The sequence below is a fragment of the Cellulomonas sp. NPDC055163 genome, from assembly GCF_053607065.1.
This window is the reverse complement of sequence record NZ_JBSGSU010000017.1, coordinates 24,839-47,665: the sequence shown is the minus strand read 5'-3', so window position 1 is coordinate 47,665 and position 22,827 is coordinate 24,839. Positions and strand designations below refer to the sequence as shown.

The 22,827-nt window shown below is 75.1% G+C and carries 22 protein-coding genes and 1 pseudogene; 6 read left to right on the top strand and 17 right to left on the bottom strand.

Features of this window, described 5'->3' with window-relative positions:
• The 15 genes and pseudogenes from ACWFNE_RS20950 to ACWFNE_RS20880 form a co-directional block, all read right to left on the bottom strand.
• Positions 1-598 (bottom strand): annotated as a pseudogene (locus tag ACWFNE_RS20950) (hypothetical protein); the annotation flags it as partial.
• The gene (locus tag ACWFNE_RS20945) at positions 595-1,293 is read right to left on the bottom strand and encodes a C40 family peptidase (RefSeq protein ID WP_452124360.1); all 699 of its coding nucleotides are present in this window, start codon (positions 1,291-1,293) and stop codon (positions 595-597) included. The pseudogene ACWFNE_RS20950 and the gene ACWFNE_RS20945, both read right to left, overlap by 4 nt.
• Positions 1,290-1,742, bottom strand: a complete 453-nt coding sequence (locus ACWFNE_RS20940) for a flagellar FliJ family protein (RefSeq protein ID WP_452124359.1) — start codon at positions 1,740-1,742, stop codon at positions 1,290-1,292. The genes ACWFNE_RS20945 and ACWFNE_RS20940 overlap by 4 nt, the downstream gene beginning before the upstream one ends.
• Positions 1,739-3,082 carry a FliI/YscN family ATPase gene (locus ACWFNE_RS20935; RefSeq protein ID WP_452124358.1) on the bottom strand — a complete coding sequence of 448 codons (1,344 nt, stop codon included), beginning with the start codon at positions 3,080-3,082 and terminating at the stop codon, positions 1,739-1,741. Before ACWFNE_RS20935 ends, ACWFNE_RS20940 begins: the two co-directional genes overlap by 4 nt.
• The gene (locus ACWFNE_RS20930) at positions 3,079-3,903 is read right to left on the bottom strand and encodes a FliH/SctL family protein (protein WP_452124357.1); all 825 of its coding nucleotides are present in this window, start codon (positions 3,901-3,903) and stop codon (positions 3,079-3,081) included. Before ACWFNE_RS20930 ends, ACWFNE_RS20935 begins: the two co-directional genes overlap by 4 nt.
• Positions 3,896-4,900: a flagellar motor switch protein FliG gene (gene fliG, locus ACWFNE_RS20925; RefSeq protein ID WP_452124356.1), complete on the bottom strand. Its 1,005-nt coding sequence runs from the start codon at positions 4,898-4,900 to the stop codon at positions 3,896-3,898. The genes ACWFNE_RS20930 and fliG overlap by 8 nt, the downstream gene beginning before the upstream one ends.
• Positions 4,900-6,501, bottom strand: a complete 1,602-nt coding sequence (gene fliF / locus ACWFNE_RS20920) for a flagellar basal-body MS-ring/collar protein FliF (RefSeq protein WP_452124355.1) — start codon at positions 6,499-6,501, stop codon at positions 4,900-4,902. Before fliF ends, fliG begins: the two co-directional genes overlap by 1 nt.
• Positions 6,501-6,836 (bottom strand): flagellar hook-basal body complex protein FliE, encoded by a 336-nt coding sequence (locus ACWFNE_RS20915; RefSeq protein ID WP_452124354.1) that lies wholly within the window; start codon positions 6,834-6,836, stop codon positions 6,501-6,503. The genes fliF and ACWFNE_RS20915 overlap by 1 nt, the downstream gene beginning before the upstream one ends.
• Positions 6,836-7,237, bottom strand: coding sequence for a flagellar basal body rod protein FlgC (flgC, locus tag ACWFNE_RS20910; RefSeq protein ID WP_452124353.1), 402 nt, complete (start codon positions 7,235-7,237; stop codon positions 6,836-6,838). The genes ACWFNE_RS20915 and flgC overlap by 1 nt, the downstream gene beginning before the upstream one ends.
• Entirely contained in the window at positions 7,237-7,581 is a 345-nt protein-coding gene (locus tag ACWFNE_RS20905) for a flagellar basal body rod protein FlgB (RefSeq protein ID WP_452124363.1), read from the bottom strand. The genes flgC and ACWFNE_RS20905 overlap by 1 nt, the downstream gene beginning before the upstream one ends.
• Before the next feature lie 311 nt (positions 7,582-7,892).
• Positions 7,893-8,270: a hypothetical protein gene (locus ACWFNE_RS20900; protein WP_452124352.1), complete on the bottom strand. Its 378-nt coding sequence runs from the start codon at positions 8,268-8,270 to the stop codon at positions 7,893-7,895.
• A complete protein-coding gene (locus tag ACWFNE_RS20895; RefSeq protein ID WP_452124351.1) occupies positions 8,260-8,715 on the bottom strand; it encodes a flagellar export chaperone FliS in 456 nt (151 codons plus the stop codon). The genes ACWFNE_RS20900 and ACWFNE_RS20895 overlap by 11 nt, the downstream gene beginning before the upstream one ends.
• Positions 8,716-8,781: 66 nt before the next feature.
• Positions 8,782-10,155: a flagellar filament capping protein FliD gene (fliD, locus tag ACWFNE_RS20890; RefSeq protein WP_452124350.1), complete on the bottom strand. Its 1,374-nt coding sequence runs from the start codon at positions 10,153-10,155 to the stop codon at positions 8,782-8,784.
• A 158-nt stretch (positions 10,156-10,313) separates the two neighbouring features.
• Complete coding sequence (locus ACWFNE_RS20885) at positions 10,314-11,489, bottom strand: flagellin N-terminal helical domain-containing protein (protein WP_452124349.1); 1,176 nt, start codon at positions 11,487-11,489, stop codon at positions 10,314-10,316.
• Between the two features lie 206 nt (positions 11,490-11,695).
• Positions 11,696-12,574: a sigma-70 family RNA polymerase sigma factor gene (locus ACWFNE_RS20880; RefSeq protein WP_452124348.1), complete on the bottom strand. Its 879-nt coding sequence runs from the start codon at positions 12,572-12,574 to the stop codon at positions 11,696-11,698.
• Positions 12,575-13,035: 461 nt separating this feature from the next.
• Here ACWFNE_RS20880 and flgN point away from each other — a divergent pair, with 461 nt between their 5' ends.
• From flgN to ACWFNE_RS20850, 6 genes are all read left to right on the top strand, one after another.
• The gene (flgN, locus tag ACWFNE_RS20875; protein ID WP_452124347.1) at positions 13,036-13,521 is read left to right on the top strand and encodes a flagellar export chaperone FlgN; all 486 of its coding nucleotides are present in this window, start codon (positions 13,036-13,038) and stop codon (positions 13,519-13,521) included.
• 10 nt (positions 13,522-13,531) lie between these two features.
• Positions 13,532-14,965, top strand: coding sequence for a flagellar hook-associated protein FlgK (flgK, locus tag ACWFNE_RS20870; protein ID WP_452124346.1), 1,434 nt, complete (start codon positions 13,532-13,534; stop codon positions 14,963-14,965).
• A 3-nt stretch (positions 14,966-14,968) separates the two neighbouring features.
• Positions 14,969-15,850 carry a flagellar hook-associated protein FlgL gene (gene flgL / locus ACWFNE_RS20865; protein WP_452124345.1) on the top strand — a complete coding sequence of 294 codons (882 nt, stop codon included), beginning with the start codon at positions 14,969-14,971 and terminating at the stop codon, positions 15,848-15,850.
• Positions 15,847-16,284 carry a flagellar assembly protein FliW gene (locus ACWFNE_RS20860; protein WP_452124344.1) on the top strand — a complete coding sequence of 146 codons (438 nt, stop codon included), beginning with the start codon at positions 15,847-15,849 and terminating at the stop codon, positions 16,282-16,284. Before flgL ends, ACWFNE_RS20860 begins: the two co-directional genes overlap by 4 nt.
• A gap of 83 nt (positions 16,285-16,367) precedes the next feature.
• Positions 16,368-17,591, top strand: a complete 1,224-nt coding sequence (locus tag ACWFNE_RS20855) for an EAL and HDOD domain-containing protein (protein ID WP_452124343.1) — start codon at positions 16,368-16,370, stop codon at positions 17,589-17,591.
• Between the two features lie 131 nt (positions 17,592-17,722).
• Positions 17,723-17,956, top strand: coding sequence for a DUF2530 domain-containing protein (locus ACWFNE_RS20850; protein WP_452124342.1), 234 nt, complete (start codon positions 17,723-17,725; stop codon positions 17,954-17,956).
• A 56-nt stretch (positions 17,957-18,012) separates the two neighbouring features.
• On the opposite strand, the gene ACWFNE_RS20845 is transcribed toward ACWFNE_RS20850, so the two are convergent.
• Together ACWFNE_RS20845 and ACWFNE_RS20840 are read right to left on the bottom strand one after the other, a co-directional pair.
• The gene (locus ACWFNE_RS20845; protein ID WP_452124341.1) at positions 18,013-21,483 is read right to left on the bottom strand and encodes a sacsin N-terminal ATP-binding-like domain-containing protein; all 3,471 of its coding nucleotides are present in this window, start codon (positions 21,481-21,483) and stop codon (positions 18,013-18,015) included.
• Positions 21,480-22,826, bottom strand: a complete 1,347-nt coding sequence (locus ACWFNE_RS20840) for a DUF3027 domain-containing protein (protein WP_452124340.1) — start codon at positions 22,824-22,826, stop codon at positions 21,480-21,482. Before ACWFNE_RS20840 ends, ACWFNE_RS20845 begins: the two co-directional genes overlap by 4 nt.
• Position 22,827: the final 1 nt, after the last annotated feature.

Here is a 22,827-nt window from a genome sequence, read left to right as displayed (position 1 = left end):
GACCGGCCGTGGTGCCGGCCGTCGCGGCTGCGGGCGACGTCGCGTCCGACGACGCGGCGGTCCCCGGCACGGGCGACGCACCGGGCATCCCGGCGCCGGCCGCCCCGGGGGCACCGGCCGTGGCCGCCGCAGCCACCGCGAGCTGGAGCGCCGCCGCCGTCGCGTCGAGCGCGACCGCCTGCGTCTGCGGGGCCGCAGCGGCGCCGGCGTCCGCGGGAACGGTGGCGTCCGCGACCGCCGCGGCGTCCGCCGCCCCGGTCGCCGAGGCCGTCGAGCCGGTCGCCGAGGACTCGGCCGTGGTCGCGTCGGCCGGGGTCGCGCCGGCCGGGCGGCCCTGCGGCTCGGCGGAGCGCGTCGGGGCACCGGACCGGGTGGTCGTGGGCTCCCCCGCCGGCCGGGTGCGCGGGCCGCTCGTATCGGTGCGCGGACCGGTCGTGTCGGAGCGCGGGCCGGTCGCGTCGGTGCGCGTGGGCCGGTCGCGGAGCTCGCTGCGGAGCACCTGGTCGAACGCGTCGCGCGACGCACCCGCGCCCGCGCGGGCCGTGCTGCGCGTGCTGCTCGGGGCGGCGCCCGCGGTCGCCGTGGTCAGCGCGGTCATGCGGTCACCCCCGCGAGCCGGGCGAACGCCGCGGCGTCGGCAGCGGCTCCCTGGGCGGTCGTGGTGGCGCTCACCGGCGCTGCTCCTTCTGCTGGCAGGACCCGGCGGATCGCCGTCGGGGTCGTGTACACGTCGCGGACGGTGACGTCCTTGCCGGGCTTCGGGGCGTCGACCATCCGGCCGTCGCCCGCGTAGATGCCGATGTGCGTCCCGCCGCCGAAGACGAGCAGGTCGCCCGGCCGTGCCTCGGCGAGCGAGGCCACCGGCGTGCCCATCCCCATCTGCTGGCGCGCGGTGCGGGGGACGTCGGTCACCCCGAGGTCGGCGAGCGAGCGCAGCACGAGGCCCGAGCAGTCGAGCCCGCCCTCGGCGAGCGACTCCCCGCCCCACACGTACGGCGTGCCGACGTACTTCGTCGCGGCCTCGACGAGGCTCGCACCGGTCGGGCCGGCGGCGGGCGCCGGGGTCGGCGTCACCGCGGTGACGGCGACCGTGCCGGCGAGGCCGAGCGATCCCGCGTCGACCCCGAGGGCGGCGAGCGCCGAGGCGAACGTCGCGTCGGACGTGCCCGTCGCGGTCCCGGGGACCGCTGCGGCCGGTGCGAGGGCCGGCGCGGTGCGCACGACGACCGGCTGCGGCGCGACGAGGCGGCCGAGCTCGCTCATGCGGGCCTGGACGGCGGCGATCCCGGTCACCGAGTCACCTCCGGGGAGCCGGACCGCAGCGCGGCGCGGCGCGCGGCCTGCCCGGCGACCTCGTCGAGCACGAGCTGCTCGGCGCGCTCGTCCTCGGCGCGGACCTCGGTCTCGTGCTTCTCCTCGAGCTTCTCGAGCGCCCGGGCGCGGGCCTTGGCGCTCGCCCAGACGGCGTGCGCGCTGTCGACGCCGTCGTCCGCGACGCGGACCTCGACCGTGCGCTCGGCGAGCAGGCCGCTGAGCGAGACGCGCGCCGCGACGGCTGCGCGGAAGTGCAGCTCGTCGGAGTGCGCGGGCATCGCTGCGGAGCCCAGCTGGACCTCGGTGTCGTGCCGGCGGGCCTCGGCGCGTGCCCGGAGCCGGGCGGCCTCGGCGAGCTCGACGGCGGCGCGCTCCTCGGCGGCCGAGCGCAGGCGCAGCAGGCTCGCGAGCCGGAAGGTGCGGCTCATGACAGCGGCCCCATCGCGGCCACGAGCGCGGCGAGCCGCTGCCACGAGTCGTGCGAGCGGGCGGCGTCGGAGAGGTCCTGCTGGAGGAACGCGTCAATCGCGTGACGGTGCGTGACCGCGGCGTCGACGAGCGGGTTGCTGCCCGCGACGTACGCGCCGACGTCGAGCAGGTCCTGCGCCTGGCGGCGTGCGGCCATGACCGAGCGGAGCCGGGTCGCCAGGTCGCGCTGCTCGCGCGTCGTCACGCGGGACGCCACGCGGGAGATCGAGCCGAGCGCGTCGACGCTCGGGAAGTGGCCCTGGACGGCGAGGCGGCGGTCGAGCACGACGTGGCCGTCGAGGATCGAGCGCGCGGCGTCGGCGATGGGCTCGTTGTGGTCGTCGCCGTCCACGAGCACGGTGTAGATGCCGGTCACCGAGCCGCTCGACGCCGTGCCGGCGCGCTCGAGCAGCTGGGCGAGCAGCGCGAACGTGCTCGGCGGGTAGCCGCGGGTCGCGGGCGGCTCGCCGACCGAGAGGCCGATCTCGCGCTGCGCCATCGCGACGCGCGTGAGGGAGTCCATCATCAGCACGACGTCGCTGCCGCCGTCGCGGAAGTGCTCGGCGATGCGCGTCGCGACGAACGCCGAGCGCAGGCGCACGAGCGGCGGCTCGTCGGAGGTCGCGACGACGACGACGCTGCGGGCCAGGCCCTCGGGCCCGAGGTCGTCCTCGAGGAACTCGCGGACCTCGCGCCCGCGCTCGCCGACGAGGGCGATCACGGAGACCTCGGCGTCGGTGCCGCGCGCGACCATCGACAGCAGGCTGGACTTGCCGACGCCCGAGCCCGCGAACAGGCCCATGCGCTGGCCGCGGCCCACGGTCACGAGGGTGTCGAGCACGCGCACGCCGAGGTCGAGGGGCGCGGCGACGCGGGAGCGCTCGAGCGGGTGCGGCGCGGTGCCGTTGACGCCCACGTGGGCGTCGGCGCGCAGCGGGCCCTTGCCGTCGATCGGCCGGCCGAGCCCGTCGAGCACCCGCCCGAGCAGGCCGTGGCCGACCGGGGCGGTCAGCTCGGCACCGGTCGGGCGCACGCGCATCCCGGCGCGCAGCCCGTGCGTCGGCCCGAGCGGCATGCACCGCGCGGTCGAGCCGTGCGCCGCGACGACCTCGGCCGGCACGCGCGTGCCGTCCTCGACGTCGATCTCGACGAGGTCACCCACGGCGGAGCCGGTCCCGGCGATCTCGACGGTCAGGCCCACGACGCCGCGCACGGTCCCGACGACCTCGGGGGCGCTCGCGCCGAGCGCGCGGTCCCAGGCGGAGGTCGCGGCGTGCGGGGCGAAGCCGAGGGCGCTCATGCGAGGTACCCCCGCTGGTGCGGCAGGACGTGGCCGGAGCCGGCCGTCGCGTGCTCGCGGCCCGTCGCTGCCCCGGCCGGCTGGTCCGCGACCTCGGCGAGCAGGACCGCGCGGGCCCGGTCGAGCGCGGCGTCGATGCGCCCGTCGAGGTACCCGTCGGGGTGCTGGGCGATCGCGTCACCGGGGGCGAGCGCGGGGTCGGCGACGAGCTCGACGCCCGGCGTGGCGGGGACCCCGCCGGCGGCCTGGAGCGCCGCGAGGTCGCGCGGGTGCAGCCGCACGGTGTGCACGCCCGGGACGAGCGGGTTGCCGAGCACGCGGGCGAGCGCGGCGCGGGCCGAGCGCTCCCCGTCGGCGAGCTCGGTGCCGAGCACCGCGGCGGCGAGCTCGAGGGCCGCGGCGTGCAGCCGGGCCTCGGCGTGGGCGAGGACGGGCGCGGTGCGGGCGGCTGCGGCCTGGGCGGCGCGCTCGAGCGCGTCGAGCGCGGCGGCGTGCTCCGCGGCACGGCGGGCGTCCTCCGAGGCGCGGCGGGCGGCGACGTGCTCGGCCTCGACCTGCGCCGCGCGCGCGGCCTCGGACGCCCCGGCGGCGAAGCCCGCGGCGTACCCGGCGGACCGGGCGCGCTCGCGCTCGACCTCGACGGCGTGCGCCGAGCCGGCCGACGCGACGCGCTCGAAGACCGCGGGCACGGGCGCCGACGGTGCCTGTGCCGGGGTCGCCGTGGGTGCGCCGGTCTGCGCGGTGAACGCGGAGGTGGCGGTGGGCACGGCCGTGGGCGCGGCGGACGACGGGCGCAGCGTGGCGCTGAAGACGTCAGGCAACGTACTCGTCCTCGCCGTCGCGCCGGATCACGATCTGGCCGCTCTCCTCGAGGCGGCGGATCGACTGCACGATCTGCGCGCGCGCGTCCTCGACCTGGGACAGGCGCACCGGGCCGAGCAGCTCGATCTCCTCGACGAGGTTCTCGCGCGCCCGCTCCGAGAGGTTGCGCAGGATCTTGTCGCGGACCTCCGTCGAGACGCCCTTGAGCGCGACCGACAGCTCCGAGGTCTCGACCGAGCGCAGCACGAGCTGCATCGCCCGGTCCTCGAGCAGCACGATGTCGCCGAAGACGAACATGCGGCTGCGCACCTCGTCGGCGAGCGCCTCGTCGCGGGACATGAGGCCCTCGAGGATGAGCTTCTCGGTCGTCGGGTCGGCGCGGTTGATGATCTCGACGAGCGGCTGGACGCCGCCGATCGCGGACATCTCGGTGGGGGTGAGGACCGTCGAGGCCTTGCGCTGCAGGTTCTCGGCGATGACCTTGACGACGTCCGGCGAGGCGCGCTCCATGAGCGCGATGCGGTGCGCGACGTCGCCCTGGAGCTCGCCCGGGAGCCCTGCGAGGATCGCCGAGGCGTGCTCGGGGCGCAGGTGCGCGAGCACGAGGGCGACGGCCTGCGGGTGCTCGTTGCTGATCAGCGAGAGGACCTGGCGCGCGTCGGCGTTCTGCAGGAACTCGAACGGCTGGCCGGCCATCGTCGTCTGGAGCCGCGCGAGCATGCCCGCGGCGAGCTCGGTGCCGAGCGACGACTCGAGCAGCGCCTGCGCGTACGCCATGCCGCCGCCGACCCCGGGACCCACGACGGACACGTCGTAGAACTCCTCGAGGACCTCGTCCGCCTGGCCCTGCTCGACGCGCTCGAGCCGCATGATCTCGGCCGTGAGGGCCTCGATCTCCGGCGTGTCGAGCTCCGCCATGACGCGCGCGGCACGGTCCCGGCCGAGCTGCAGGAGCAGCATCGCGGCCTTCTGCGTGCCCGTGAGGGTCGCGGCCATCAGCGGCGACCGCTTCCGGACGTGGAGAGCCAGCCGCGCAGCAGGTCGGCCACCTCGGCCGGCTGCTCGTCGGCGAGCGCGGAGATCTCGGCGCGCTTGACGGCGATCGCGTCGGGCAGCTCGGGCACCGTGTCCGCCGCGGGCAGCGCCGGGACGCCGTCGCCGGCACCCTCGATGCCGAGCGGGTCGAGCTCGCGGATCGGCAGGAGCTCGCCGATGTCGAGCGACTCGCGGCGGCTGCGGCGCGACCGGCGGGCCGCGGCGACGACCAGGGCGAGCACGACGAGGAGCACGATCCCGGCGATGGCGGCCTGACGGATCAGCGTCGCCTGCTGCTCCTTCTCGGCGAGCCTGTCGGCGGCGGCGAGCGCGTCCTGCGCGGTCTCGGCGGCGCTCGTGTCGAAGAGCATCTGCTGGACGGCGATGGTGTCGCCCCGCGCGGGGTCGATGCCCGCGGCGGCGCTGAGCGTCGCGGTGAGCGCGGCGATGTCCATGGCGGCGGTCGCCTCGGCGTCGACCACGACGGCGAGCGACTGGCGCTTGACGCTGCCCGGCGCGGTCGTCGTCTGCTCGGTGACCTTGTCGATCGCGTTGGTGACGTCCTCGCTGGTCGAGGAGTACGTGCCGTTGCCGGCGGCGTCCCCGCTCGGGACGGCGATGTTGTCGGGGCCGAGCACGCCGGTCGCGTTGCCGCCGCCGGTCCCCGTGTACTCCTCGGTCGTCGTCGACGACGCGAGCGGCGGGGTCTCGGGCTTCGCGGTGAAGGACTCGCTCGTGCGCTGCGTCTGGTCGTAGTCGAGCTCCGCGGTCATCGTCACGGCGGACTTGCCCGTACCGACGACCTGGTCGAGCAGCGCCTGGACGGCACCCTTGACGCGGGCCTCGTACTCGCCGGTCTGCTGGCCGGACATGCCGCCCGTGGGGTTCGCGCCGACCGTCGAGAGGACCTTGCCGGCCGCGTCGATCACGGCGACGTCGGTCGTCTTCATGCCCTCGATGCCCGCGGACACGAGGTGGATGATCGCCTGCACCTGGTCCCCCGAGAGGTCGACGCCCGTCTTCGTGCGGATGAACACCGACGCGGTCGGGTCGGCCTTCTCGGAGACGAACACGCTGTCCTGCGGGAGCGCGAGCTTGACGGTCGCGGCCTCGACGCCCTGCATCGCGCCGATCGTCTTGCCGAGCTCGCCCTCGAGCGCCCGCTGGTAGGTGACCTCCTGCTGGAACTCCGACGACGTCATGCCCATGTCGTCGAGCAGCGAGTAGCCGCCGCCGTCCGCGTTCGCGGGCAGGCCCGCCGCGGCGAGCTTGAGGCGCATGTTGTAGAGCGAGTCGGCCGGCACGAGGACCGTGCCGCCGCCGTCGGTGAGCTCGTAGGCGACGCCCTCGGCGTCGAGCTGGTCGACCACCGCGGAGGCGTCGGTCGACGACAGGCCCGTGAACAGCGGGCTGAGGCTGGGCTTGGCGGCCCAGCTGCTGAGCGCGACGGCACCGAGCACGAGCACCGCGAGGCCGATGAGCGCGAGCGTGCGCTGCGCGAGCGTGAACTGCTTGACGGCCCCGGTGAGCTTCCCCAGCGCGCCGGTGATCTGCGCGGGCATCAGGCCTGCATCCGCATGATCTCGGAGAACGCCTCGACGGCCTTGTTGCGGACCGCGGCGGTCAGCTCGAGCGCGAGCTTCGACTCGGCGGCGGCGATCGTGTAGTCGTGCACGTCGTCGAGGTCACCCGTGACGGCCTTGACCGAGAGCTCGTTGCTCGTCGACTGGAGCTGCTGCAGGTTCTCGATCGAGCCGAGCGCGGCGGCGAACCCCGCTCCCCCGTCGGTCGGGGCGCCGGCGTCGACGCCCGTGGCGCCCGTCGGGCCGGAGAGGTAGCCGGTCGCGGCGACCGGCGAGACGCCGGCGGAGATGCCGGAGATCGCGGGGATGCTCATCAGGAACGTCCGATCTGGAGGGCGGCCTCGTAGGTGGCCTTGGCGCGGTCGACGATGGCGGCGTTGGCCTGGTAGCCGCGCTGCGCCATGATCAGCTGGGTCATCTGGGACGACATGTCGATGTCGGGGTAGCGCACGTAGCCGCCCTCGTCGGCGAGCGGGTGGTCGGGCTCGTAGACCATGCGGCCCTCGGCGTCGCCGAGCTCGATGCCCGCGACCTGCACGCCGCCGCCGTTCGCGGTGGGGATCTCGCTCGCGATGACGTGCTTGGCCTGGTAGGCCGCCTCGTTGGACGAGCGGACCGTGGACATGTTGGCGAGGTTGTCGCTCACCGCGTCGAGCCACTTGCGGTACACGGTCAGCCCGCTGCCGGCGACGCCGATCGCCCCGAAGATCGTCATCAGCTTGTCCTCATCGCGACGCGCACGCTCGAGAAGGTGCCGTCGACCGCCTGGGTCGCGAGCTGGTAGCGCAGGTTGGTGTCGACGTTCAGCAGCGTCTCGGCGTCGAGGTTGACGTTGTTGCCGTCCTCGCGCGTCGGCTCGAGCGACCGGGCGACGTTCGCGGCCGTGGCGTCCTTCGACCCGGTCCCGACGGCGCGGCTCAGCTCGGCCTCGAACTGCACGCGCTTGGCGTGGTAGCCGGGGGTCTGGATGTTCGCGACGTTCTCCGCGATGGTGCGCTGACGCAGCGCGAGGCCGTCGAGCGCGCTGTTGAGCGCGACGTAGCCGACGGAGTCGAACATGCCCATGCGAGGTACACCTCACCGACGATGGTGCTGAGGTCGGCCGATCCGTGGCCTGCTGGGTGAGCGATCCGTGCTCACGCCTCCCATCGGGTTCCACCCGGGTGACGTGAGACCTTTTCCCCGGACGGGCCGGGCTTCACCCCCGGGTCACCCGGACGGTCGAACCGCTTCGATCGCACATGTCCGGAGGTGTCCGGTGCTCACGCCGTGCGCGGGACGGAACCCCGCCCCCGGGCGGGCGGACGCAGCCGGGGACGACGACGCGCACCGGGGCTCGGGGCTCCGGTGCGCGGACGGGGTGGGCGGGCTCAGCCCTGGGTGTCGAGGTACACCGGCACGGCCGGCGGGCGCTCGCGCATCGCGTCGACCGCGACCAGGTGCCGGCGGCTCAGCAGGGCCGCCTCGGCGGTGCGCCGGGCGACGTCGAGCTGGCGGTCGAGCAGCGCCTGCACGCGCTCGACGAGCGGGGCGGGCAGCGGCCCGAGACCCGTGGGCGGGACCCACGGCTGCGCGCGCAGCCGGACCGGGCCGGCGTGGTCCGCGCGGAGCAGGGCCTCGGCCTGCTCGACGTCGAGCTCGAGCTCGGTCAGCGCGTGCGACCAGGCCGCCTCCCACGCAGGGGCCGTCACGGCGTGCAGGCCGGGGTGCAGCCCCGCGGGGCCGCCGATCCCCGGGTCAGCCGACACCGAGGACACCGAGCCCGGTGCTGGCGCCCGTCTCGGCGCCGAAGCGCTGGGTCGGCACGACGGCGGACGCCGGAGCGGTCACCAGCGACGCCGCGGCCTCGTGCCACGCGTCGCGCAGCGGGGCGATGACCTCGCGGCACGCCGCGGCCTTCTCGGCGCTGCCCGTCATCGACGCCTCGATCAGCTCGGAGAGCAGGAACGTGTAGATCGACATGAGGCCGGGGCCGCCGTCCCACGCGTCCACGTCGAGGCTCGACATGAGCTCCGCGAGGATGTCCTGCGCGTGCGCGAGCTGCTGCGTCGCCTCGACCCTGTCGCCCGCGTGGAGCGCCCTCTCGGCGCGCTCGACGTCGAGCACCATGCGGTCGTACAGCATCGTGAGCAGACGCGAGGGCCCGACCGTCGCGACGGTGTCGGCGAGGAACCGGGAGCGGACGTCGTACATGGCTGTGTCCTTCGGTGGGTCGGGGTCGGTGGCGGGAGCGGGACGCGGTCAGGAGGGCCGGGCGGGTCAGCCGTAGGTCGGCAGCGACGCGAGCTGGCTCGCGAGCCACGACGACTGCGACTTCAGGCCCGAGAGGCTGACCTCGAGCGCGGAGTAGGTGGTCTGCAGGCCGGCCCGGCGCGAGGCGAGGCGGATGTCCCAGTTGGCGATCTGGTCGCCGAGGTCCTTGACCATGCCCTGCTGGCTCGTGATCTTGAGCGTGAGGCTGCCGTCGACCTTGTCCGAGGCCCGCGTGGCGACGTCCGCGACGCGCTGCGCGAGGCCGGCGACGACCTTCTGCACCTTCGCCGGGTCGGCCGCCATCGCGGCGGTGAACTTCGCGTCGTCGAACGTGAACGTGCCGTCCCGGCCGACCACGAGGCCGACCTCGGTGGGCGACGTGCCGTCGACCGGGTAGGACGCGGCGGTCAGGAGCTGCTGGTTGAGGCCGCGGACCGCGGAGTCGCCGCTGAACAGCCCGCCGCTGACGACCACGCGGCCGTCGTCGCCGGTCTTCGTGGTCGTCGCGGTGCGCGACGTGACCTCCGAGAGGACGACCCCGAGCGCGCCGACGAGCCCCGAGGCGAGCTTCTTGATCGCGGCGTCGTCGCGCGCGACGGTCAGCGTGACCGGGGCGTCGTCCGCCTTCGGCAGGGCGGAGACCGTGAAGCTCACGCCGTCGAGCACGTCGGAGAACGTGTTGGACGTCGAGGAGACCGTCTTCTTCAGGTCGGTGTTCTGCGGCCACAGCGTGACCTGGGCGTCGCTCGCCGTCTTGAGGTTGCCGAGGGCGACCTTCGGGCTGGCGTCCGTGATGTCGGCGGCCGCACCGGCGTACACGTCGAACGCCTCGTTCGCGCCGGTGCCGGTCCCCGAGAGCTGCAGGCGGTAGTCGGACCCGACCTTGACGGCGACGGCCTTGACCCCGGCGGCGGACGAGTCGTTGATGGCCTTGACGACGTCCTCGATCTTGCCGGACGCCGGCGTGATCGTGGTCGCGGTGCCGTCCTTCTGCTTGATCGTGAACGTCGGCGGGGTCCCCGCGAACACCGCGGCGGGGTCGGCGACGTCGAGCAGCGACACCTGGTTGCTCGCGAGGGAGTCGACGCGGAAGCTGATCTCCGACGGGAGCGCCGCGGAGGTGGTCGTCGCGGTCACGCTCGTCGCGGACGACGTGGCCTTGTACGCCTGCCAGGACGCCGGCTTCGTCGCGGTCGTCGCGGCCTCGGCGAGGGAGGCGACCTTCGTGTTGAGCGTCTGCAGCGCGGTCACGAACGTCGTGGTGCTGGTCTGCTTGTTCTTGAGGAGCGACTGGGGGATCGCCTCGGCCTGCATGAGCTGGTTGATCAGGTCGGTCGTGTTGAGACCGCTGATCATCCCGTCGATGCCCATCGAGGCCATGAGGTTCCCGTCCTTCGTGCTGTTCCGTGACGGCGGCGTGCGCCGGCTGGTGCTGGATGCGCGACCGGCGGCGGGCGGACGGTTCGTCCACCCACCGCCGGTCGTGTGGTGCTGGTGCGGGCTGCGCGGAGGATCACCCCGCGGCGTCAGCCCTCAGGTCACCGCAGGAGCGAGAGCACGCCCTGGGGGATCTGGTTGGCCTGCGCGAGCATCGACGTGCCGGCCTGCGAGAGGATCTGGGCCCGCGTGAACGAGACCATCTCCGACGCCATGTCGGTGTCGCGGATGCGGCTCTCCGACGCGGACAGGTTCTCGACCGAGACGTTGATGTTCTTGACCGTGTGCTCGAACCGGTTCTGGAGCGCACCGAGGTTGGCGCGAGCCGTGGAGACCGACTCGATCTTCTCGTCGATCTTCGTGATCGAGGCCTGCGCGGCGGTGGCGGACGAGAAGTCCAGGCCGGCCGTCGTGTTGGCGACGACCGTGCCACCGTCGACACCGGCGCCCGGGTCGGTCGCGGCACCGACGGAGCCACCGTTGAGCGCCTTGATCGAGACGCCCGTCGCGGCACCGTTCGCGTCCTTGATGACGTCGACGCTGAAGTTCGCGGCGAAGTTCGTGTCACCGGCGAGCGCGTCGGCGAAGCCCTGGACCGTGGTGGGCGCCGTGGCGAGCGAGACGACCACGTCGGACGTGACGCCCGAGCCGTTGTCGACCGAGAACGTGTAGTCGCCGGCCGCGAGAGCGGTCGAGTCGACGTCGAACGTGGTGCCGCCGGTCGCGAGCGAACCGGTGGTGAGGTCCTCCGCGATCGCCTTGATGTTGGCGCCCGACAGGTCGACCGTGATCTGGCTGTTGGCGTCGCCGTCCGCGCCGACCTGGAACTTCAGCTTGCCCGAGCCGCCGCCGGCGGTGCCGTCGAGGAGCTTGGTGCCGTTGAAGTTGGTCGACTTGGAGATGCGGTCGAGCTCCGACACGAGCTGCGTGGCCTCGGCGTCGATGTTCTCGCGCGCCTTGGTGTTGTTCGAGTCGTTGCCGGCCTGGACGGCGAGGTCACGCACACGCTGCAGGATCGCGTGCGTCTCCGTCAGGGCGCCCTCAGCGGTCTGCACGACCGAGATGCCGTCCTGGGCGTTGCGAGCAGCAACCTTCAGGCCGCCGACCTGCGAGCGCAGGCCCTCGGAGATCGCGAGACCGGCCGCGTCGTCCGCCGCACGGTTGATGCGGAAGCCCGACGAGAGCTTCTCGAGCGACTTGGAGAGGTCGTTCTGGGTGTTGCTGAGGTTGCGGTACGAGTTGACGGCCGCGATGTTCTGGTTGATCGAGAGACCCATGATGGAACTCCTCCTTGATTCGGGTCGAGATGCTGGCCATCCATGGCCACACCGTGCTCATCGGGGGGCCTCCCCCGCTGATGAGAGTTTCGGGGACGAAAAACCCCCGTTCACCCTCTCGGCCCAGCGGCCGGGTGAACGGGGGTTCTCGTGGTGCAGGTCAGAGCCGTGACAACCGCGACCTGCGCGGGTGGATCAGGACACGTTCAGACTGCGGTGCTGAGCGAGCGCTGCTCGGCGGCGACGCCGGGGCGCTGCGTCGGGACGGACGGGCTGAGCGCGACGCCGGCGGCCGAGGCCCCCATCGCGGCACGCGCGGCGACGGCCGCGAAGTAGCCCTGGCGGCGACGCTCGGCGACACCGTCCGGACGCTCGGCGGCCGGGACCAGGTCGGGGTCGAGGCTCGAGTTGAGCCCGTCGCGCAGGAGGCCGAGGGCCTCGGTGCGCAGCTGGCTGATGCGGGACTGGGTGACGCCCAGCTCCTCGGCGAGCTCGGAGACGGGGCGGTCGTGGAAGAAGAGCTGCTCGACGACGACGCGCAGGCGCTCGGGCAGGGTGTCGACGCCGGCCCGCAGGTAGCGCAGGCGCTCGTTCGTGAGGAGGGACTCCTCGGGGCCGGGCGACTTGTCGCTCACGAGCTCCGCGATCGGGTTGACCGTGGAGTCGATGCTGAGCACGCGGCGCTCGGCGTCCTGGCGGGCCTGGTCGACGCTCGCGACGTCGGTGCCGAGCGCGGAGGCGAGCTCCTCGCGGTTCGGGGTGCGCCCGAGCGTCGCGGTGAGGCGCTCGCTCGTGCTGGCGAGCTCACGGGCACGGTGGCGTGCGCCGCGCGTCGCCCAGTCCATGGAGCGCAGCTCGTCGAGCAGCGCGCCGCGGATGCGCAGGGCGGCGTAGCGGGCGAAGGGAACGCCGGTGGTCGGGTCGTAGGCCCGGGCGGCGAGGACGAGCGCGAGGTGCCCGGCGGAGGCCAGGTCGTCGCGGCTGACGGTCGGGGGGACGCGCATGAGGACCTCGGAGACCTGGTAGCCGACGAGGGCCAGGTTCGCGACGACGAGCTCGTCCGTGGGGTGTCCAGTGGTTGTCACATCACGTTTTTCGGGGTCCTGGAGTCCCGGCTTGAGCCCGTGTGAGCGCTCATCTTGCGACTCTCAGGCAACCGTCGAGAACGAACCGGACGATGTGGGTGAGCGAATCGCCCATCCCCACCCATAGGCTCCCCGCTGCGCCAACCGGGTGTGACACAGATCACAGCCGAACATCCCTCAAGCACCCGGGTGAGGGCCCTGACCTGGACGGCCGTCCAGGAACCTCGCGCACCACATGCCCGCGATCGTCCGTTTCGTCGTCGCCCGGCCGGCCTCGCGCGCGCACCCGCGAGAGAGGGGGACCGCGGCCGCGGCCGGCCGCCGGGACCCGCGCCGCCGCACGCGACGACAGATCGCGCCGGAATCGTCAGCATCCGCGCAGGGCGGCCGATAGAGGGGCCGGAAGCACCCGAACCCCTGCGCGACGAGCGCACGAGAGACGAGAGAGGAGGCCCGCCCCCGTGGCCCTTGCACGACTGTCCGACGTCCTGTGGAAGGAACGGCACCTCCTGGAGCTCCTGCTCTTCAAGCTCGAGGAGGAGCAGCTCGTCCTCACGAGCGGACGCACCCGGTGGCTCGGCCACGCGACCCGCGAGGTCGAGACGGTGCTCGAGCAGATCCGCGACGCCGAGCTCGGCCGCTCGGTCGAGGCCGACGAGGTCGCCGCACTGCTCGGCATGGAGCCCGGCGCGAGCCTCCTCGACATCTCCCAGCACGCCCCGCCGCCCTGGGACGAGCTGCTGCGCGCGCACCGCGACGCGTTCGTCACCCTGACCGCCGAGATCGGCCAGCTCGCCGACGGCAACCGTGAGCTCCTCGCGATGTCGCACCGCGCGACGCAGGAGACCCTCATGACGATGCAGGACACCGTCCAGACCTACGACGTGCAGGGCATGGCCAGCACGCCCCACGACCGCAGCGCCCAGCTGCTCGACCGGTCGTTCTGAAAGGGATCCCGTGAGCACCTTCTCCGGACTCGGCACCGCGCTGAGCTCGCTCGTCGCCCAGCGTCAGGCCCTCGAGGTCTCGGGCCAGAACGTGGCGAACGCCAACACCGTCGGCTACACGCGCCAGCGCGCCGCGATGTCGGCGCTGCCCGCGGCCAACGTCGCCTCGATGTTCTCCACGTCCGACGGCGTCGGGCTCGGCGTCAACGTCACAGGCGTCACGCGCCTCGGTGACGCGTTCCTCGACGCCCGCGTGCGCACCGAGACCGCCGGGGCCTCGTTCCTCGCCGCGCAGTCCGCCGCGTACTCCCAGCTCGAGAAGAGCGTCGGGGAGCCCGCGTCGACCGGCCTCGCCAAGCAGCTGACGAACCTCTGGGGCGCGTTCGGCGACGTCTCGAACACCCCCGACAAGGACTCCGCCCGCGCCGTGCTGCTCGAGACCGCGCAGGCCGTCGTCGACCGCGTCGCGTCGCTGTACGACTCCGCCGAGTCGCAGTGGTCGCACGCGCGGACCACGACGGTCGGGCTCGTCGACCAGGTCAACACGACCGCCGCGAACGTCGCCGACCTCAACGCGCGCATCCTCGCGATCACCAACTCCGGCACGGCCGCGAACGAGCTGCTCGACCAGCGCGACCAGCTCGTCGTCCAGCTCTCCGGCCTCGTCGGCGCGACCACCCGCACCCGCCCCGACGGCCAGCTCGACGTCTACGTCGCCGGCAACACGCTCGTCGACGGCGCGCGGTCCAAGACGCTCGAGGTCGCCGGTGCGACGACGTTCGCGCAGGCCACCGGCGGCGCCGCGGTCACGGTCGGCTGGGCCGGCAAGCCCGGCCTGTCCGTCGGGCTCGACGGCGGGCGCGTCGCCGGCCTGCTCTCGGTCACCGCGCCCCCCGGGACGCCGGCCGGCTCGGGCGGCATGCTCACCGAGGCCGCGGCGTCGTACGACGCGCTCGCGACGCAGCTCGCGACCCAGGTCAACGCGCTGCACTCGACGGCGACCCGGGCCGACGGCACGACCGCCGGCGGCGCGTTCTTCGCCTTCGACGCCGGGAGGCCCGCGGCCCTGGGCCTGCGCGTCGCGATCACCGACCCCAGCCACGTCGCGGTGGGCAACCCCGCGAAGGGCCCGCTCGACGGCTCCGTCGGCGACGCGCTCGCCAGGCTCGGCACCGCCAAGGGCGGACCGGACGCCGCCTGGAGCGCGACCGTCGTCAGCCTCGGGGTCACGACCGCGAGCGCCGCGTCCCGCGCGAACGTCGCCGAGGCCTCCCGGGCCGCCGCCGCGTCGCAGCAGCTCGCCCAGGCGAGCGTCGACACCGACGAGGAAGCCGTGAACATGCTCGCCTACCAGCGCGCGTACGAGGGGGCCGCCCGGGTCCTCACCGCCATCGACGAGATGCTCGACACACTCATCAACCGCACCGGCGTGGTCGGGAGGTAGCACGTGATCAACCGTGTGACGCACCAGACGGTCCAGCGCTCGACGCTCGGGAACCTGCAGCAGAACCTGTCGAAGATGGCGGACCTGCAGGCCAAGATGTCGAGCGGCAAGAACATCAACCTGCCCTCCGACGACCCCGCCGGGGCGTCGGACATGCTCCGGCTCCGGGGCGAGCAGCGGGCCCAGACGCAGTTCGCGCGCAACGCGGACGACGGCAACGGCTGGCTCACGACGGTCGACTCGGCGCTCACGTCGTCGCTGTCGACGATGCGCCGCACCCGCGACCTCGTGGTCCAGGGCGGCAACGGCGGGCTCGGCGCCACGTCGCGCGAGGCCCTCGCCGCGGAGGTCGACGGGCTGCGCGCGGCGCTGCTCGAGCAGGCCAACACGAGCTACCTCGGCCGCAGCGTGTTCGCCGGCACGTCCGGCGCCGGCGTCGCCTTCACGGACGCCTACACGTTCACCGGCACCCCCGGGTCGAGCGTCGACCGCCGCGTCGCGGACAACACCACCGTCCGCGTCGACGCCGACGGGGCCGCCGTCTACGGCGAGGGCGCCGACTCGGTGTTCGCGCTCCTCGAGACGGTGTCCGCGACCCTGCGCTCGGGCGGCGACGTCACGACGCACCTGGCCGCGATCGACTCGCGCTTCGAGTCGATGCTGACCCAGGTCTCCGGCGTCGGTGCTCGACAGAACCGGGTGCAGGACGCGCAGGGCACGCTGCTGGAGACCCAGCAGTCCACGAAGGCCCAGCTGTCCGCGATCGAGGACGTCGACCTCGCGGGCATCATCCTCGAGCTCCAGATGCAGGAGGTCGCCTACCAGGGCGCCCTCGGAGCCGCCGGCAAGGTCCTGCAGCCGACACTGATGGAGTTCCTGCGATGAGCCAGACGACCCTCGCCACCGACCACGACACGCACCCGTTCACCGGCGTGCGCGTGCCCGCCACGCTGCACCTGCGCGAGCACCTGCCGGGCCTGCCGGGGCACACCCGCTTCGAGGTCACCTCGCTCGACGACATCGGCGTCCTGCACGCGATCCGCTCGGTCCCCGCGCCCGGCGTGCAGCCCGTGCGGCTGTTCGTCGTCGTGCCGCAGCCGTTCTTCCCCGACTACGCGCCCGCGCTCTCCGCCGAGGCGGTCGCCGCGGTCGGTGCCCCGGCGGAGCGCCTCGTGCTGCTCGTCGTCGTGCACCCCGCCGACGGGCCCCAGCCGGCGACCGCGAACCTGCTGGCGCCGCTCGTCGTCGACCCCGTCACGGGCGCCACCGTCCAGAGCGTCGTCGACGAGGACTGGCCCCTGCGGGCCCCGCTCGCCTGAGCCGCCCGAGCGGTCCCTCACCGGGACCCGTCCCCTGCCGACAGGCGGGCCGACACACCCCTCTCGATCCAGGAGACCCGTCCATGAGCGTGATCGACGACCCGGGCACACCCACGCGCGTGAGCGAGATCAGCGTGCTGCGGCAGCCCGTGGTCTACGTCGACCGGTCCGTGTACGGCTACGCGGTGCGCGTCGCCGCGCTCGACCCGGCGGGCGAGGCCGTCCCGGAGCACGAGATCGCCGGCTACGCCGACGCCGAGTACGCCCGCCTCGACCTCCCGCGCCTCGCGGGCGACCGTGTCGTGTTCGTCCGTGCGACGCCCCGGCTCCTCGCCGGCGAGGTCCGGATCACGCCGCCCCCGTCCGGCGTCGTGCTCGAGGTCACGCCCGAGCTGACCCACCTCGACGACATCGGCGCGCTCGTCGCCCACGCGCGTGAGCGCGGCCTCGGCATCGCCCTCGCCGACTACACGGGCACCGTCACGCAGGACGCCCTCCTCGCGCTGGCCGACTTCGTCAAGATCGACGTCGGCCGCGGCTTCGACCGGCTGTCGATGCTCGTCGCCCGCGCACAGGCCGCCGGCGTCCTCGTGATCGCCGAGCGCGCCGACACGCGCGAGCGCATCAAGGTCGGGCTCGACCTCGGCGTCGAGATGCTCCAGGGCCCGATGTTCCAGCGCGACCCCGAGACCGTCGGCCGCAGCTTCACCGCGGGCGAGCTCCAGTGCCTCGAGCTGCTCCAGCTCCTGACGCAGAACCACATCGACCAGGCCGCGGTCGTGCGCACCGTCGGATCCGACCCCGAGCTCGCCATGCGCGTCCTGCACCTGGTCAACGCGAGCACGTTCGCGCTGCGCCGCAAGGTCGACTCGGTGCACCAGGCCGTCGTGCTCGTCGGTCCCCACCAGCTCTCCGCGGTCGCGATGGCGTCGCTGATCGACGCGCAGCCGACCACGATCGGCCCGCTCTGGTCGATCCTGACCCGCGCGCTCTCGTGCCGGGCCGTCACGGGTGCCGACGCCGCGTACACGGTCGGACTGCTGTCCGCCGTGGCCGCCCACCAGCGCATCGCGGTCGACGACCTCGTCGAGCGCACCGGCGTCTCCGCGGACGTGGCCGACGCGCTGAGCACCTTCTCCGGCCCCTACGGTCCGGCGCTCGCCGCGGTGCTCGCGCTCGAGGAGAACGACATCGAGGGCGTCCGGGCGACCGGTCTCGAGCCCTACGACGTCGCCCAGGCGTGCCTGGCGGTCGTCCCGGAGGCGCTCGCGACCGCGACGGCGCTCGCGGTGGCCGCCCCGGCCTGAGCCTCGGCCGACCGGCTGCGGGCGGTGCTGCTCGACGTCGACCCCCCGGGCCGCCGGGCGGTGCAGCTCGACGGCGACCGCCGGGCCGCCGCGCGGGATCGACGCCCCGCGCGACCCCGTAACCTGGGGCCGTGCCCTCGCTGCTCGAGCTCGTGCTCCACCCCGACCGTCGCAAGCCCGCGCCCGAGCCCGTCCCGGTGAGCCTCGCGCCGGCGTTCGTCGTCGGCAGCGCGGCGTGGGTCGTCGCGCTCACGGTCCTGCTGCTGTGGCCGGGCGTCGAGGTGGGCCCCACGGTCGTCGCGACGTGCTGCGTGGGTGTTCTGCTCGGCGGCCTCGGGCTGCTCTGGGCGCGGCGCCAGGACTAGCGGCACCCACGCCGTCCGCCTCCGCGCGTCCGGGCGGCCCGCTGCTCGCTGTCTCCCTAGGTCGCGGGGTCCGCCGCCTGCTCGACAGCGATCTCCTCGGCGCGTCCCGGCCCGGTGAGCACGATCTCGACCGCGTGCCGGTGCCCCCACCGCCCGGTCGCCTGCGCCATCCCGCGGGCCAGCGCCGCGAGCTGCGTCGCGTGCACGACCGCGCCCGTCCCGGCGCCCTCGACCCACCAGTCCACGGGCACCCCGTCGACGCGCAGCTCGTCGTGCTCGACCCACGTCGCCGGAGCGTCCGGCAGCAGGCGCAGCACCGCCTCCGGGGTCGGGACGACCTCGCCGCCCGCACCGGCGCCGTCGGACGCGCCCGGGTGGTCGGCCGCACGCGCACCGTCCGGCTCGCGGTCGACGACGCCGTCACCGAGGTCCGAGGCCAGCGGCAGCCCGAGCAGCGCCGCGAGGGCCGCAGCGGGCGGGCGCTCGTCGTCGGTGTCCCCGGAGTCGGGACCGGAGGTCCGCGCGGGGGCCGCGGCCGGCGCCGGGACGAGAGCCGCGAGGTCGGTGCGCTGCCACCACATCGGGGAGTCGGCGACGGCGGCGTCGTCGGCGTGCACGACCGCGATGCGCGTCGGCCCCACGAGCGCCGGCACGAGCTCGACCTCGTCGCCCGGTCCCCGCTCCGCCGCCCCGCCGGCCAGCGCCGCCCACGTGCGCCACAAACCCGCGGCGACCTTGAGGTCGACCGGTGCGCCCGGTGCGCCGAGGCCGTCGAGCACGTGCCGCCACGCACCGGGGTCGAGTCCGTCGAGCGACCCGACACCGCCGAGCGCCCGCTGGACCTCGGGGTCGACGCCCGCGAGCACCTCGGGCGCCGCGGGCAGCAGCCGCGTCAGGGCGTCGTCGCGCGCGCCGCGGACGGCGAACGGGCGACCGAGCCCCAGGTCGGCGCGCTCGCGGAGCCACCACGCGGTGTAGGAGGGCGCACTGCCGGCCGTCACGCCCTCGGCCCGCACCGGGTCGAGCAGCGCGACGCGCAGGTCCGGGCGCTCGGCGAGCCGCGCCAGCACCGCAGGCCACTGCCCGGGCGCGACGGCGTCGAGGTCCGCCACGGCGCGCACGTCGGGCACGTACGCACCGCCGCCGAACGCCTCCGCGAGCTCCTCGGCGTAGTCCTCCCAGGCGTCGAGCGACCCGGCGGCGAGCGCGTCCGCCTCCGACGACCCGAGGTCGACCGCCCCGGCGACGACGTCCCCGACGTGCACGACGACGAGGTCCGCGCGCACCCCGGCGGCGACGAGCACGTCCGCGCCCCAGCGCTCGACGAGCTCGGCCTGCACGGGCGCGAGCACGCGGTCGTCGAGCAGCCCTGCGGCCGCCGAGCCGGGGACGACGAGCCCGTGCGCGGGGGTCGGCTCACCGTCCGCGGCGGGGAGCGTGAGCAGCCCGAGCCACGAGGCGACGGTGGCGAGCGGACCGGTCTCGGGCGACGCGTCGCCGCGCTCGGCCACGGCGGCGGAGACGAGCGCGAGGACCGCCTGCGTCACGTCGCTCGCGAGCGCGAGGTCGTCGTCGTCGGCCTGGTCGAGGACGGCCTGCCGCACCGCGGGGTGCGCGAGCAGGCCCGCGGCGTCCGGGGTCGTCGCGCCGAGCCGCGCGAGCAGCGGGTGCTCGGCGTCCGGGTGCACGACGCGCAGCCCCCACCGGCCGAGCACGCCGAGCGCGTCGAGGACGTCGGCGCCGCGCCGGGTGTCGTCGCGGACGTCGGCGCCGGTCCCAGCGTCGTCGCGGACGTCGGCGCCCCGCTCGGCGTCGCGGAGCAGCACGAGGCCGCGCGCGCCGCGGACGACCCGGCCGTCGGCGAGCGGCACGGGCAGCGCCCCGAGCGCCTCGCGCGTCGCCGGGTCGTGCGCCGCCCCGTCGAGCGCCGCGTACAGGGCACGCCACTCCCCCGGCTCCGCTCCCCGGACGGCGGGCAGCTCCTCGACGACGTCCGCGAGCGGGCGGAGCTCGACGCCCAGCGTGCGCGCCGCCGCCTCGCTCCCGGGGCGCAGGAGCACGAGGCCGCGGGCGTGCACGGCGAGCGCCTGCACCGCGACGGCGTCCCGCCCGACCTCGCCCTCGACCGCGACGGCACGCCCGGGCTCGACGAGGCCGGCACGAGCCACGTCGTCCCGGTCGCCGTCGCCCTCGTCGCGCCGGTCGCCCTCGCCGTGCCGGTCGCCGTCGCCCTCGTCGCGCGGGTCACCGCCCGGCTCCCCGTCCGTCCCCGCGACCGCGATCCCCGCGCCGCCCGAGCGCAGCAGCGGCGTGCGCGTGAGGCGCTCGACGACGAGCCCGCGGAGCGTGCCGTCGAGCGACCCGGCGGGCAGCCCGGTCGGGACGAGCGCGAGCGGGTCGTCGCCGCGCTCCACCGCTGCGGACGCCAGCACCGCGTACGCGTGCGCCGCGTGCGCCAGGACGGCGTCCGTGAGCGGGCCGGGGGCGACGTGCCGGCGCGACGGGTCGAGCGGGAGCGTCGCAACCAGCAACGCGGGCAGCGTGCAGGGCTCGTCGGTCGGCGTCGGGGCATGCACGACCGGAGTCCAGGGGACGGCCGGGGGCGCGTCGCCGGCGGGTCCGAGCGCGTCCACCCGGACGGTGCGGGACGCGGCCCGCGGCACGGCCCACGTCACCCGCCACCCCCGCGCGGTGCGCTCCTCGACCGGGCGGTCCGCGAGCAGCGCCAGGTCGAGCTCCCCGTGCGCCGACGCGACGTGCCAGCGCTCGTGCAGGTCCGCGACCCGGCGCACCGGCCGCGGCGCGGCGTCGTCCTCGACGAGGACCTCGACGAGCCCCGGCAGTGCGAGCAGCAGCGGGTCGCCCACCGCGGCGAGCAGCGCGCGCACCTCGTCGGCGGCGACCTCGTCCCGCAGCTCCAGCACCACGGCGGTGTCGTAGCCCGTCGGCGGCGCCCCCTCGGCCGGGAGCGGCAGCCGCAGCGCGGGCAGCGAGCCGTCGCGGCGCCGGACCTCGTCGGCGAGCCCGGGCACGTCCGCCGACGCCTCCGCGAGCAGGCTCACGGTGTCCGCGAGCGAGAACCGCACGCCCCCGGTGGTCGAGAGCACCGAGACCTCGTCGGCGACCGCCCGCACCGCCGCGAACCCCACGCCGAACCGCCCGACCACCGCGGGTCCCCGCCCGAAAGGCTGCGCCGGTGCGACGTAGCCCTCGCGCTTCGCCGACGCGCGCATCGAGGCGAGCGACGCGACGCCGGCCTCGTCGAGAGGTGCGCCCGTGTTGGCGGCGATGAGCACCGACCCCTCGGAGGTCGACGCGAGGCGCAGCAGCAACCGCCCGGGCACGCCCGCGCGCGTCGCCGCGTCGGCGGCGTTCTGGGCCAGCTCGACGAGCACGCGGTCGCGGTAGTACCCGCGGGCGTGGTCCTCCTCGGTGTTGGCGTCCTCGCGCAGCCGCGCCGGCGAGGCACGCCACGCCTCCAGCACGGCCGCGCGCAGCGCAGCGGTGCCGAAGGCGTCCGGGCTCACGGTTCGGGGCTCGGCTCGACCGTCTCGGGGGACACGTCCGACGGCGCGACCGTCTCGGTCGAGAGTGCGACCGTCTCGTCCGGCTGCGTGGCCGTCTCGTCCGGCTCCGTGATCGTCTCGGCTGCCGCTGCGGGCGCCTCGTCCGCGGGTGCGGTTCCGTCGTCCGTCGGTGTGGGCTCGTCCACCGGGTCGCCCGGCTCCGGGTCCGCCTCCGAGCCGAGCTCCGCGAGCTCCTCGCCCGCGAGCGGGTCCGCGTCGGGCTCGACCGGGGTCGGCGCACCGCCCACCGGCTCGACGGCCGCGCCGGAGGGGCTCGCGCCGTCCACCCGGTCACCGGCGACGTCGGAGCCGGCACCGGTCGTTCTCGTGCCGTCGACCGCGTCGACCGTGTCGACCGTCTCGTCGACGATCGCATCGAGCACCGTGTCACCCGACTCGACCGCGAGGACCTCCGGCGCGTCGTCCGCAGCCAGGTCGTCCGCAGCCAGGTCGTCCGCAGCCGCGGCGTCCCCGGCCTCGACGACCGCGCCCTCGGCGGCCGTCGCCTCCGCGTCCGCCGCACCCGTCCCGGCGACCTCCGCGACGGCGGCGGGCGCGAGCTGCACGACCTCGACGTCGTGCTCGTCGAGGTGATGATCCGGCGCCGGCCACTCGCTCGCCAGCGGCTCGGCGTCGGTCTCCGAGTGCGCGCCGCAGCCGTGGTCGATGCTCACGACGGTGCCGTCGTCGGGCGACCACGCGTTGGTGCACACGCCGAAGACGGTGCCGAGCGAGCCCTGGAGCGGCACGAGGAAGCCGCAGCTGCCGCACGCGGCGGCGGACGCGAGCGAGCCGGGCGACGTGGGACCGTGCGGGCCGGCGTACCAGCGGCTCGCCGCCTCGTCGCGGCCGTCGGCCGACAGGACACGGGCACGCGCGAGCGCGAGCTCCTCGATCGCGACGGAGTCCAGCTCCTCGTCGCCCGTCGGTGTCCACCCGGGCTCGAGGCGCGGGTCGTCGGCGCGGAACGGCAGGACGTCCCCGGGACCGATGTCCCCGGGGCGCAGCCGGTCGGACCACGGCAGCCACTCGGGCGCGAGGATCGCGTCGTCGCCGGGCAGCAGCACGGCCTCGCACACGGTCGCGGTGCGCGATCGGGCCACCCGGGCGAGGGTCACGGTCCAGACCCAGCCGCGGTAGCCGCGCGCGGTGCACGCGAAGCGGTGCGAGACGAGCCGCTCGCCGTCGACGACGTGGCCGAGGTGCTCGCCGACGTCGCCCGGCTGCTCGGCGAGCTCCACGGCGGCCTGGCGCGCGAGCTCGACGGCGGCGCCGAGCACGGCGTCCTTCGTGGCGGCGGCCATG

Coding starts and splice junctions, on each gene's coding strand:
- ACWFNE_RS20940 (WP_452124359.1), bottom strand. CDS start 1,742: ATGAGCCGCACCTTCCGGCTCGCGAGCCTGCTGCGCCTGCGCTCGGCC.
- ACWFNE_RS20935 (WP_452124358.1), bottom strand. CDS start 3,082: ATGAGCGCCCTCGGCTTCGCCCCGCACGCCGCGACCTCCGCCTGGGAC.
- fliG (WP_452124356.1), bottom strand. CDS start 4,900: ATGGCCGCGACCCTCACGGGCACGCAGAAGGCCGCGATGCTGCTCCTG.
- fliF (WP_452124355.1), bottom strand. CDS start 6,501: ATGCCCGCGCAGATCACCGGCGCGCTGGGGAAGCTCACCGGGGCCGTC.
- ACWFNE_RS20915 (WP_452124354.1), bottom strand. CDS start 6,836: ATGAGCATCCCCGCGATCTCCGGCATCTCCGCCGGCGTCTCGCCGGTC.
- flgC (WP_452124353.1), bottom strand. CDS start 7,237: ATGACGATCTTCGGGGCGATCGGCGTCGCCGGCAGCGGGCTGACCGTG.
- ACWFNE_RS20905 (WP_452124363.1), bottom strand. CDS start 7,581: ATGTTCGACTCCGTCGGCTACGTCGCGCTCAACAGCGCGCTCGACGGC.
- ACWFNE_RS20895 (WP_452124351.1), bottom strand. CDS start 8,715: ATGTACGACGTCCGCTCCCGGTTCCTCGCCGACACCGTCGCGACGGTC.
- fliD (WP_452124350.1), bottom strand. CDS start 10,155: ATGGCCTCGATGGGCATCGACGGGATGATCAGCGGTCTCAACACGACC.
- ACWFNE_RS20885 (WP_452124349.1), bottom strand. CDS start 11,489: ATGGGTCTCTCGATCAACCAGAACATCGCGGCCGTCAACTCGTACCGC.
- ACWFNE_RS20860 (WP_452124344.1), top strand. CDS start 15,847: ATGAGCCAGACGACCCTCGCCACCGACCACGACACGCACCCGTTCACC.
- ACWFNE_RS20855 (WP_452124343.1), top strand. CDS start 16,368: ATGAGCGTGATCGACGACCCGGGCACACCCACGCGCGTGAGCGAGATC.
- ACWFNE_RS20840 (WP_452124340.1), bottom strand. CDS start 22,826: ATGGCCGCCGCCACGAAGGACGCCGTGCTCGGCGCCGCCGTCGAGCTC.